Source organism: Acinetobacter sp. YH12126 (genome assembly GCF_013418745.1).
In the GTDB taxonomy this organism is placed as follows: Bacteria; Pseudomonadota; Gammaproteobacteria; order Pseudomonadales; family Moraxellaceae; genus Acinetobacter; species Acinetobacter amyesii.
On sequence record NZ_VPBM01000024.1, the window covers coordinates 1 to 11,724 of the forward strand.

An 11,724-nucleotide genomic window follows, 5' to 3' on the forward strand; every position below is an offset into this window, starting at 1 on the left:
TTCCCGAACTCAGAAGTGAAACCTCTTAGCGCTGATGGTAGTGTGGGGTTACCCATGTGAGAGTAAGTCATCGCCAGCTCATTATTCGAAACACCCCCTGACTCGTGCAGGGGGTGTTTTTTTATGCGGGGAAAAAAGGGGCGAAGAAAAGCAGAAGCACAAAACAGGGAGATGATAAAAATATTGATAGATTGTGGCTTGAATTATCTAAACATGGATGATTATTAGACAATAAACGCATTTAAAAATCATTAATTGAGGGAATTCTCAGCTTAAAAATGTCGGAAAACATGAATGTAAGTCAGCTAAAACAACAGTTTAAATGTCTAATTATCGACTTAAGTGATGGCTGATGACTTATGATTTAGAAATCTACGACTTAGATCGTAGAACTGCGATTTTTTTCTATAAAATTTGAGTTTTATTCTGACAATTTTCATATCAAATAATCTATCGTCTGATTGTGGTTTAGCTTCTAATAACACATTGATAATTAATCATTATTAAAACTAGACCCGCAGTCCATCGATTTTTTTATGTATAAATATTTCAAAAATATCTAAGTTTTTATGACATTTTATTCCCAAACGACATAGATATATCTGAAAGGTATGGGTCTATACCTTTGTAATTTTGGACAATTTACATTGAAAAACGGCATTGTAGCGAAAAATAAAACTCACAATTGGAGGTGAGGTTCAATGTCTACAAGCACAATGAATGTGAATAGCGTTGTCGATAACGCTAAGTTCACAAAATCGCATTTCAGCATCATGATGTGGTGTCTAATTCTTATTTTATTTGATGGCTACGACTTAGCGATCAATGGTGTTGCGCTGCCTTTATTGATGAAAGACTGGGGATTAACAGCTGTTCAAGCAGGTATGCTAGCGAGTACAGCACTTGCAGGGATGATGTTTGGTGCCATGATGTTTGGTACTTTGGCTGATAAGATTGGCCGTAAAAAAGTCATCATGATCTGTGTATTTTTATTCAGTACATTCACATTTTTAGGTGGTTTTGCATCAAATCCTACTGAATTTGGTGCTTTACGTTTTATTGCTGGACTTGGCATTGGTGGAGTATTACCGAACCTTGTGGCATTGACGTCTGAATATGCACCTAAGCATCTACGCAGTACTTTAGTGACCACTATGTTCAGTGGTTATGCAATGGGTGGCATCATGGCCGCTCTATTTGGTTCATGGTTTACTGCGGATTATGGCTGGCAAATCATGTTCTTCATTGCGGGTATTCCACTGTTACTGTTGCCGTTTGCTTGGAAATTTTTACCTGAATCGCTCACATTTTTGGTGAAGGCGAATCGTCACGATGAAGCTCGTAGGATGATTCAAACCATTGCACCAGAGCAAACGGTGACTGCAAATACTCAACTTGAACTGACTGAAGTTGCTGTTCCGGGTGGAGCGTCTGTTAGAGCATTGTATAAGCAAGGTCGTGGCATAAGTACGATGTTGTTTTGGCTATGCTTCTTTATGTGTCTATTAACCCTGTATGCATTAGGTAGTTGGTTACCAAAACTAATGATGGCCGCAGGTTATTCATTAGGTAGCAGTTTGACGTTCCTCTTGGCGATGAACATTGGTGCGGTAATTGGTACGATTGGGGGAGGTATCTTAGCGGATAAGTTCCATTTAAAACCGGTGATCATTACATTATGTCTGGCAGGTGCTGTGGCATTATCTTTACTCGGCTTTAATTCTCCACAGCCTGTGATCTACCTGTTGGTTGCAGTCGCAGGTGCATCAGCAATTGGTTCTCAAATCTTACTCTATAGCTATGTTGCACAGTATTATCCGCTGTCTGTTCGTTCGACAGGAATTGGTTGGGCATCTGCTGTGGGGCGTACAGGTGCGATTGTTGGTCCGATTCTGATCGGCTATTTATTATCACAAGAATTGCCACATCAAATTAACTTTATGGCCGTGGGAATTCCAGTGGTGATCGCAGCGATTGCAGTGTTCTTTATTCGCAAAGCGCAAACGGATGAAGAGGTTGACGCTTTAGAAAATGTGAATAAGGCTTCAGTGAAAACACAACGTTCGTATAGCTAAATCATAGATTTAAAAAGCCCGTCATTTGATGGGCTTTTTTCATGTTGTATTCACATTTTTTATTATTAATTTAGTTTTGAAGAATTTATTAATATTATGATAAATAATGAGATTTTTTATTTTAAATAACTTTTCTAATTTAATGTCATTGTTATATAGAGACTCGATCATACGTTTTTCAGTGCAAGCAGAGGTTTGAAAATAGGGGATGAAGTTCAGGGCGTATAAGTAATCAAGTTTGAGGCTTGTGGTTCATTTTGTTACTTAAATATAGTGAACTCTGTGCTCAGTCAGCGCATGATAGAGAGCATAGATTTATTCACATTTATCAATAATGTCTCAAGATCATGGAAATATCATCATGTCCAAAGCCGTACAAGATATAAAAGATTATCCGCTCTATGTTGCAGGTAAAGCAGTGACTACCGATCAGTGGTTAGAAGTGAATCAAAAATATACCCAAGACGTATATGCACGCGTTGCACTCGCAGATGCTGCAACCATTGAAAAAGCCATTGATTCAGCGGTTAAATCTAGCGCTGCAATGGCGGCATTGGAACCTTTTCAAAAACAAAAAATCTTACTGCACTGTGTTAAACGTTTTAATGAAATGCGTGCAGAATTGACTGAAATTTTAATTGCGGAAGGTGGAAAACCGCGTAAAGCCGCAGCTGCTGAAGTTGAACGTTTAATTAATACCTTTCAAATTGCTGCCGATGCTGTCACACAGATGGATGATGGTCGCATGATCCCATTGGCGGTTACCGCAGCGGCATCTGGCTATCAAGGCATGGTCAAACATGTGCCAATTGGTCCTGTATCGTTGATCAGCCCGTTTAATTTTCCGATCAATCTGACTGCGCATAAAATTGCACCTGCCATTGCCGCAGGCTGTCCATTTGTGTTGAAGCCTGCAAGTTTGACGCCTATTTCAGCTTTAAAAATTGCGGAAGTTTTGGCAGAAACGGATTTACCTAAAGGTGCTTTTTCAGTTTTACCTTGTCCACGTGAACATGCAGATGTCTTGGTCACAGATGACCGATTTAAACTGCTCAGCTTTACCGGTTCAGATGTGGTTGGTTGGGATATGAAAGCGCGTGCGGGACGTAAAAAAGTGACTTTAGAACTTGGCGGTAATGCTGCGGTATTGGTTGAGCCTGATACTGAAATTTCAGCGGCATTTATTGAACGCTTAGTCGGTGGGGCGTATAACCATGCAGGGCAGGTGTGTATCAGCGTACAACGCATCTTGGTGCATGCTGATATCTATGCCGATGTGAAGAAAAAACTCGTGGCGAGAATGAAGGAGCTTAAAGCGGCTGATCCACAGTTGGAAAGCACCATGGTCGGTCCAATGATTAAGGAAGCAGAAGCAACACGCGTGCATAAATGGGTCGATAAAGCAGTAAAAAAAGGTGCCAAAGCATTGGTTCGTGGTGAACATCAGGGGGCTTTGCTCGATCCAATTTTATTAGAAAATGTCGATGAATCGCTAGAAGTGTATAAAGATGAAATCTTTGGCCCTGTAGCGATTTTAGAGAAATACAAAAACTTTGAAAAAGGTATCGCCAAAATTAATAGCAGCCGTTTTGGTTTACAGGCGGGCATCTATACGCAAAATTTGAATAAAATGTTGTATGCGTGGAATCACTTAGAGGTCGGTGGAGTGATTATTAATGACATTCCATCTTTCCGTGTTGATAACATGCCATATGGTGGCGTAAAAGATTCTGGCTTAGGCCGTGAAGGAATTCAGTCTGCCATTCGAGATATGCAAGAAGAACGCGTATTGGCGATAAAACTGTAGCAGTTTAAACTTGGGCTTGGTTCAGTATGGATCTGTTCGAAGCCCATTTTTTAATCATTTCAAAAACCTAAAGTGCATAAGAAAAAATGAAAAGAATTTTATTATTGGTCAGTTTGATGACCGTGAATATGGCTGTCTTTGCCTTTAACGCCACTCAAATGGTGACGGATGCACGCAGTCAGATTGGGAAAACCTTATATTATGATCCTGCGTATACTGCACTGCGTTATCCGATGGGAGATGTCCCTTTAATCAAGGGTGTTTGTACCGACGTGGTAATTCGTGCATTACGACAGCAAGGAATTGATTTACAACAAGCCATTCATGAAGATATGAAAGCCAATTTTAAGCAGTATCCACAAAAATGGGGCTTAAAAGGAACAGATAAAAATATTGATCATCGGCGTGTTCCCAATATTCAAACCTGGATGCTACGTCAGGGCTTTGTTGTCAAAGATAAGCAGTATTTGGCCGGAGATATTGTCACTTGGGACTTAGGGCGTGGTTTAGTGCATATCGGTGTGGTTTCAGATCGTAAAGTGAAAGCTAGCGGTGTTCCGCTGATTATCCATAATATTGGAGAGGGCACACAGGAAGAAGATATTTTGCATGCCTATCAAATTACCGGACATTATCGAGTGAAATAACTTTAAAAATTTAATTGGAAATAAAATATTCCTAAAAGTTATATTATTGATAACTTAAATTGTATGAAAAATAAGCTGATTAAATGAACATTTAAGCCTAAACACATTATAAAAATGGAATATTTTCCGTAGAAATTACAGAAAAACTTAAAAAAAGTGAGTATTGTTAATTCATACAAAGGGAAAGTTATTTGTGGTGTTTTTAACCAAAATGCGCATGTGATTTTTCTGTTTGCAATTTGGTATAGACGCTCACAAGGTATCTCACCAGATCAAACACCCAGAATTTTATTTTTATGGTTCTTTTTTTGCTCGCGATATAACCATAACAAGCAGCAGTTAAAGATGCCTGAGGTTTAGGTGTTCTATGTCAGATAATCGTGAAAACTGGTCGGCACGATCAGGATTTATCATTGCCGCTATTGGTTCCGCTGTAGGTTTGGGAAACATTTGGCGTTTCCCTTACGTGGCGTATGAAAATGGTGGCGGTGCATTTTTAATTCCCTATTTAATTGCAATTTTTGCAGCGGGTTTGCCTTTATTATTCTTAGATTATGCAGTGGGGCATAAATTCCGAAAAGCACCGCCTACTGCATATAAAAAACTTATGAACAGTGAGGCATTAGGCTGGTGGCAAGTGATGGTGACACTCATCATCGGGATCTACTATGCCAGCGTATTGTCATGGGCCGGCAGTTATATTTTCTACTCAATTGGTCAAAAATGGGGTGAAGATACGCAAGGCTTCTTCTTTAATACCTACTTGCAAAATGCCGATGGAATTGCCTTTGGTTTTGTACCGACCTTATTTTTTGGATTGGTGATTGTTTGGGTGATTACCATGTTCATTTTATATGGTGGTGTGAAGAAGGGTGTAGAGCTTTCGAATAAAATCTTTATTCCATTGTTGGTGATTTTGTTCTCGATTTTAGTGATTCAAGCAGTGCGTTTACCGGGTGCTACAGAAGGTCTAAATGCATTCTTTACACCAAATTGGGATGCGATGACTGACTATAAAGTATGGTTAGCAGCCTTTGGTCATATCTTCTTCTCGTTATCAATTGGTTTCGGGATCATGTTGACCTATGCGTCTTACTTAAAAGCAAAAACCAACTTGACTGGTTCAGGTGTTGTGGTTGCATTAGCTAACTCATCATTTGAAATCTTAGCGGGTATTGGTATTTTTGCAGCATTGGGCTTTATGGCGCATAGTGCAGGTGTACCTGTAAATGAAGTTGTTTCAGGTGGTATTGGCTTGGCCTTCATTGCTTTCCCGAAAATCATTTCGAGCTTGGGTACGGGCGGTGATTTATTTGGTTTCTTGTTCTTCTCATCACTTGCAGTTGCGGGTATAACGTCAATGGTGAGTATTTTGGAAGTGCCAATCGCGTCGTTCCAAGATAAATTCGGCTGGTCACGTAAAAAAGCCGTAACGATTGTGGCAGGTGGTTCTGCCATTGTATCAACCTTAATTTTCTCAACCCACAGTGCAATTACTTTCGTTGACATCATTGACTACTTTGCTAATAACATTGGTATCGTAGCGGGTGGTTTGTTCTCGATTATCTTGGTGTCGTGGTTCCGTCGTCCATTGCTTGCGCAATTACGTGATCATGTGAATCAATATTCAAGTATCAAATTGGGCTTTGGTTGGAACTTCTTATTAACGGTTGTTACTCCGCTTTCATTATTAGTAGCTTTAGGCTTAACCATTAAAGACGTTGCATCTAAAGGCTATGGTGGTTATCCAGTAGACGTGTTATTGCCTGTTGCTGGTGTGGTCATTGCATTCTTTATGCTTGGTGCGATTGTATTTAGTTGCATGAAAGACAAAAACCCTGAGGAGAAATAACATGAATACATCTGCATTAATCATGATGATCATTTCAATGGTTTTACTTTGGGGCGGTTTGATCTTAGCGTCGATTCATTTAGCAAAACATCCAGATGAAGAAGATTAAACTTCATCGTTGATAAAAAGGAACCCGAGGGTTCCTTTTTTATGTGGTACTAAAAAGCAAATTCTATTGTAGATTAAGCTGTTTTTTGAATGCGGCAGTAGAAGAAGCCATCGCCATAACCCACTTTCGGGAACAATTGACGACCATGGATTTGTTCAACACCCCAATCCGCTTCAATTTTAATTTCTTGGGCATCGGCATGATTGGCAAAGAACTCAACCATTTGCTGTTCATTTTCAGCTTTTAAAATCGAGCATGTGATATAAAGCAGCGTGCCGCCGACTTTAAGCTGCTTCCACATGTTTTCCAAAATTTGTTTTTGTAACACTACAGTTTTTGCAATGTCGCCCGATTGACGTAGTAAACGTATATCAGGATGACGACGCATTACACCGACAGCAGTACATGGGGCATCGAGCACGATACAATCAGCAAGTTCAGGAGCAGTATAGGTGATGGCATCGGCAGTCTGAATTTCAACATGTTTACCATCGAGATCCAAACGATCAAGGTTTTCAACCACACGTTTCAGGCGCTTCTCATCTTGATCCAATGCGATGAGTTTCTTCGGTTGGAAGGTCTCTAAAATATGTGCGGTTTTACCACCCGGCGCAGCACATGCATCAATCACGAATTTACCATCGAGATTTGGTAATAGTGTTGCACACAGCTGAGCATGTTCATCTTGTACTGAAAAACCACCAGCTTCAAAGCCCGGTAAGCTTGGAATATGTAGGCTTTCGTCCATCACAATACCGACATTAGAGAGTTCACAGCGATGTGCATCGATGCCTTCATCTTCCAAAATATCAAGGTATTCATCACGGCTCACTTGGCGTGTATTGACACGTAAAGTCAGTGGTGCAATTTGCTTAAGCTCATAGCTGAGCTCGTCAAATTGTTCGCCCCAGTCTTTTTTCAGGCGTTTGGTTAACCAACTTGGTAGATTTGTGGCTTGTTCAAGCACGTCGTAGAACTGTTCTGTTTCACGTGTTGCACGGCGCAAAATTGCGTTGATTAAGCCACTTAGACTTCCCATACCCAATTGTTTTGCAGCTTCCACCGTTTCAGAAATTGCAGCGTGAGCCGCGACACGGGTACACAATAATTGGTACAAACCAAGGTATAAACAGGTTTCAACCACTTGGTTATCTACTGGTTTAGACAGTAATGGTAAAGTCAATTGTTTCAATGCATACCATTGACGTAAACAACCGAGCACCAATTCATGGAATAACGCACGGTCTTTATCTGACACGATATTCATTTGCTGCGCGAGTACCGATTGCAGCGATTGACCATTTTGGACAGCCAATAACGTCTTCACTACCTGAGCACGTAAATTAAGGTCTCGGGTCGAGGCGTTGGGAGATTGCTTCATTATAAAATTTGTCCAATAGTCAATTTTTGGGTTTGTAAAATTTGTACAGGGTTGAGTGGTTTAGCACCCGGCCATTGTAAAGAGGTCAAAATAATCACGCTGCCATTGGCACAGGCAACGTGTATGCCTTTTTTGTCGATGGCAATGATTTCACCTGCTTGAGCGTTCGGTGCAGACACAGCAGAAAGTTCAGAATGCCAAACACGTAAGTTGTTTTGTTCATTCAACTGAATAAATGCTACCGGCCACGGATTAAAGGCGCGAATGTTACGATCAATTTGTACGGCATCGATGGACCAATCAATTTTTGCTTCGGCTTTTGAAAGCTTATGTGCATAAACTGTTAATGCTTCGTCTTGGACTTCACGGCTGTCTAAATATTGCTGCAATGTTTGTTCAGTGTCTAAAACGGCAGCAATTGCAGTTGCACCTTGCTCTGCAAGTTTGTCATGCAAAGTTGCAGAGGTATCCGTTGCTTCAATCGGGCAGATGGTTTTATACATCATGTCGCCAGTATCGAGTCCGGCTGCCATTTTCATAATGGTGACACCTGTTTCAATATCACCTGTTGCGATGGCACGTTGAATCGGTGCTGCACCGCGCCAACGTGGCAGCAATGAACCATGAATATTCAGGCAACCATATTTCGGGGTATCTAGCACGACTTGCGGCAAGATCAAACCATAGGCTGCAACCACCATAACATCGGCATTTAAAGCGGCTAATTCAGCTTGTGCGGCTAAACCTTCTTCAGTCGATGATTTGAAATGAAGGGGTTGGTAAACAGGAATATGGTGCTTTAAAGCCAATTGCTTTACGGCAGAAGCTGTGAGTTTTTGTCCACGTCCAGCTTTGCGGTCAGGTTGAGTGTATACCGCAACAATTTCATGTTGTGTGTTGAGCAATGCAGCTAGTGCTGTTGCGGCAAATTCTGGCGTACCGGCAAAGATGATTTTCAAAATGAATGAACCGAATCTGTGTTGAATATGTGGATTATAGCAAATGATTAATGCGTAATTTAGAACATTAGAAATTGATTTTTGCAACTTTGAAGCTGTCCAAGCTCAATGATTTCATAACCCAAAATCGCAAATTTGCAATTTTTAAATAAATTATATTTATATAAAATTTAAAAATTATTCATGAAAGTTTTGTATTGTGCAGCCATTGATGGCGGTATAGTAGATTTCAGTTAAAAGATTTTTGTCGTCAAATCACTCGGTTTTATTTATAGACCCATCTGCCCAAATCTCAGCTTAAAAAGCCATCTTTAAAAACAATGGCTTGGTGTATGATAGGTTTAAAATTCGACTGATTTTACATCATTGTCAGTATGATTTAGCCAGAGTGAATCTGTAGGATTCATTTCAAGCTCAAACTTTGTTGGAAATATAAAATGCCTGACTATCGTTCAAAAACATCGACACACGGAAGAAATATGGCGGGTGCGCGCGGCTTATGGCGCGCAACTGGTATGAAAGATGAAGACTTCGGTAAACCAATTATTGCCGTCGTGAACTCATTTACTCAATTTGTACCGGGTCACGTTCATCTTAAAGACCTTGGTCAACTCGTGGCGCGTCAAATTGAGCAAGCAGGCGGTGTAGCTAAAGAGTTCAATACCATTGCAGTCGATGACGGTATTGCGATGGGTCATGATGGCATGTTGTATTCATTGCCTTCACGTGACTTGATTGCAGACTCAGTAGAATACATGGTGAGCGCGCACTGTGCCGATGCCATGGTATGTATTTCCAACTGTGACAAAATTACTCCAGGGATGTTGATGGCGGCAATGCGTTTGAACATTCCAGTGGTATTTGTCTCTGGTGGTCCAATGGAAGCGGGTAAAGTTAAAATCCGTGGCAACGACAAAGCCATCGACTTAATTGATGCCATGATTGTGGCTGCAGATGACAACTATACCGATGAAGAAGTAGCAGAATACGAACGCTCTGCATGCCCAACTTGCGGTTCATGCTCAGGTATGTTCACCGCAAACTCAATGAACTGCTTAACAGAAGCATTGGGCCTGTCTTTACCGGGTAACGGTTCTACACTGGCAACACATGCAAACCGTAAAAAATTATTCGAACGCGCAGGCTCTTTAATTGTTGAATTGGCTAAACGTCATTATGAACAAGATGATTACAGCGTATTGCCACGTGAAATGGTGACCAAAGCCTCGTATGAAAATGCCATGACTTTAGACATCGCGATGGGTGGTTCAACCAATACCGTTCTACACTTGTTGGCTGCAGCCAATGAAGCTGGCGTTGATTTCACGATGGACGACATTGACCGTTTGTCTCGTAAAGTGCCTGTTCTGTGTAAAGTTGCACCTGCGAAAAACGACGTGCATATGGAAGATGTACACCGTGCGGGCGGCATCATGTCCATTCTCGGTGAATTAGACCGTGCAGGCTTATTGGACACATCTGTAGGTACTGTTCACGAAGCAACACTTAAAGATGCTTTGGATAAATGGGACATCATCCGTACTGAAGATGAAGAAGTGTATAAATTCTTTAAATCAGCACCAGGTGGTGTACCGACTCAAACTGCATTCTCACAAGACCGTTACTACTCACGTTTAGACGGCGACCGTGAAAATGGCGTGATCCGTAATGCTGAACATGCGTTCTCGAAAGACGGTGGCTTAGCTGTGCTTTACGGCAACATTGCGCTCGATGGTTGTATCGTAAAAACTGCGGGTGTAGATGATTCAATCTTGAAATTCAACGGTACTGCACGTGTGTTTGAAAGCCAAGATTCAGCAGTAGAGGCGATCTTGGGTAATGAAATCAAAGCCGGTGATGTGGTTGTGATTCGCTATGAAGGCCCACGTGGTGGTCCGGGTATGCAAGAAATGTTGTACCCAACCAGCTACTTAAAATCGAAAGGTCTAGGCAAAGAATGTGCATTATTGACTGACGGTCGTTTCTCGGGCGGTTCGTCAGGCCTGTCTATTGGTCACGTTTCACCTGAAGCAGCAGAAGGCGGTGCAATTGGTTTGGTGGAAGATGGTGATTTAATTGAAATCGATATTCCAAACCGTACCATCAACTTAGCTGTTGATGAAGAAACCATGGCTGCTCGCCGTGCAGCGCAAGAAGCCAAAGGTTGGCATCCAGTTGAAGAGCGTCCACGCAAAATTTCGAAAGCATTGAAAGCCTATGCAATGCATACCACAAGTGCGGCGAAAGGCGCAGTACGTGAAATCTAAATTTTAGATCTCCAAATAAAAAAGCACTCCACATGGAGTGCTTTTTTAATTTACATCTACATAACTTGCATTGGATACGAGGAAACGTCATCTGCAACTGTTTGAGGCAAACGGTAATTTAAAAGTGGATGTTTCTGCGATCAATTTTTTAGTTGCAAACAGTTGCCGAGTTTTGCGGATGACAAATGGTTTTGGTTACTTTTGCCGAAACAAAAGTAACATACGAGCTCCGAAAATTAGCTTTTATAGAGGTAAGACTCCGCTGTAATCAGCTTTTAAATGAAATAATGGGACAATAATTCTAAGTTATAGATTTCTTAATCTGATTAAATATAATGTTTCTTGAAGCAACTAAATAAAATTTAATAATTAGTGGATTTCATTAAAATTCTAAAAAGACAGCCTCGAATAGTAGCTATAATTTATGTGGCTTTGTGTAGGCAATCCCTTACTTTTGAAAGATCAAAAGTAACAAAATCTTTTGTTCTCCTGATATGGTATCCCTGCCATACAGGAAAACAGCGACATCCATGTCGCTTTGTCATGTGATTGAATGGTATTGCATGCGCTAAAAATCTCTTTTGTTGAGATGTAATTTCTTTTACATGCCGAGCGCTTTCTATACAA

General features: G+C 40.9%; 8 protein-coding genes. 6 read left to right on the forward strand and 2 right to left on the reverse strand.

All coding sequences use genetic code 11. The annotated features are described in order from the left end of the window. The first annotated feature begins 701 nt into the window (after positions 1-701). The 5 genes from FTU62_RS15210 (at position 702) to FTU62_RS15230 (ending at position 6,490) form a co-directional block, all read left to right on the forward strand. Positions 702-2,075: an MFS transporter gene (locus FTU62_RS15210; RefSeq protein WP_180103107.1), complete on the forward strand. Its 1,374-nt coding sequence runs from the start codon at positions 702-704 to the stop codon at positions 2,073-2,075. Positions 2,076-2,436: 361 nt separating this feature from the next. Further along, the gene (locus FTU62_RS15215; RefSeq protein WP_257223239.1) at positions 2,437-3,882 is read left to right on the forward strand and encodes an aldehyde dehydrogenase family protein; all 1,446 of its coding nucleotides are present in this window, start codon (positions 2,437-2,439) and stop codon (positions 3,880-3,882) included. Between the two features lie 86 nt (positions 3,883-3,968). Next, complete coding sequence (locus FTU62_RS15220; protein WP_180103109.1) at positions 3,969-4,529, forward strand: DUF1287 domain-containing protein; 561 nt, start codon at positions 3,969-3,971, stop codon at positions 4,527-4,529. A gap of 367 nt (positions 4,530-4,896) precedes the next feature. Further along, positions 4,897-6,381: a sodium-dependent transporter gene (locus tag FTU62_RS15225; protein ID WP_180103110.1), complete on the forward strand. Its 1,485-nt coding sequence runs from the start codon at positions 4,897-4,899 to the stop codon at positions 6,379-6,381. Position 6,382: 1 nt separating this feature from the next. Then, positions 6,383-6,490, forward strand: a complete 108-nt coding sequence (locus FTU62_RS15230) for a methionine/alanine import family NSS transporter small subunit (protein ID WP_078194501.1) — start codon at positions 6,383-6,385, stop codon at positions 6,488-6,490. Positions 6,491-6,563: 73 nt separating this feature from the next. On the opposite strand, the gene rsmB is transcribed toward FTU62_RS15230, so the two are convergent. Both rsmB and fmt read right to left on the reverse strand, forming a co-directional pair. Next, a complete protein-coding gene (gene rsmB, locus FTU62_RS15235) occupies positions 6,564-7,871 on the reverse strand; it encodes a 16S rRNA (cytosine(967)-C(5))-methyltransferase RsmB (protein WP_180079291.1) in 1,308 nt (435 codons plus the stop codon). Beyond that, entirely contained in the window at positions 7,871-8,830 is a 960-nt protein-coding gene (fmt, locus tag FTU62_RS15240) for a methionyl-tRNA formyltransferase (protein WP_180103111.1), read from the reverse strand. Before fmt ends, rsmB begins: the two co-directional genes overlap by 1 nt. Positions 8,831-9,267: 437 nt before the next feature. Here fmt and ilvD point away from each other — a divergent pair, with 437 nt between their 5' ends. Continuing rightward, entirely contained in the window at positions 9,268-11,097 is a 1,830-nt protein-coding gene (ilvD, locus tag FTU62_RS15245; RefSeq protein ID WP_180103112.1) for a dihydroxy-acid dehydratase, read from the forward strand. The last annotated feature ends 627 nt before the right edge of the window (positions 11,098-11,724 follow it).

What these genes read in the sequence shown, in the direction of transcription:
- FTU62_RS15215 (WP_257223239.1), top strand. Translation starts at nt 2,437, where the DNA reads ATGTCCAAAGCCGTACAAGATATAAAAGATTATCCGCTCTATGTTGCA.
- FTU62_RS15230 (WP_078194501.1), top strand. Translation starts at nt 6,383, where the DNA reads ATGAATACATCTGCATTAATCATGATGATCATTTCAATGGTTTTACTT.
- rsmB (WP_180079291.1), bottom strand. Translation starts at nt 7,871, where the DNA reads ATGAAGCAATCTCCCAACGCCTCGACCCGAGACCTTAATTTACGTGCT.
- FTU62_RS15220 (WP_180103109.1), top strand. Translation starts at nt 3,969, where the DNA reads ATGAAAAGAATTTTATTATTGGTCAGTTTGATGACCGTGAATATGGCT.
- FTU62_RS15210 (WP_180103107.1), top strand. Translation starts at nt 702, where the DNA reads ATGTCTACAAGCACAATGAATGTGAATAGCGTTGTCGATAACGCTAAG.
- FTU62_RS15225 (WP_180103110.1), top strand. Translation starts at nt 4,897, where the DNA reads ATGTCAGATAATCGTGAAAACTGGTCGGCACGATCAGGATTTATCATT.
- ilvD (WP_180103112.1), top strand. Translation starts at nt 9,268, where the DNA reads ATGCCTGACTATCGTTCAAAAACATCGACACACGGAAGAAATATGGCG.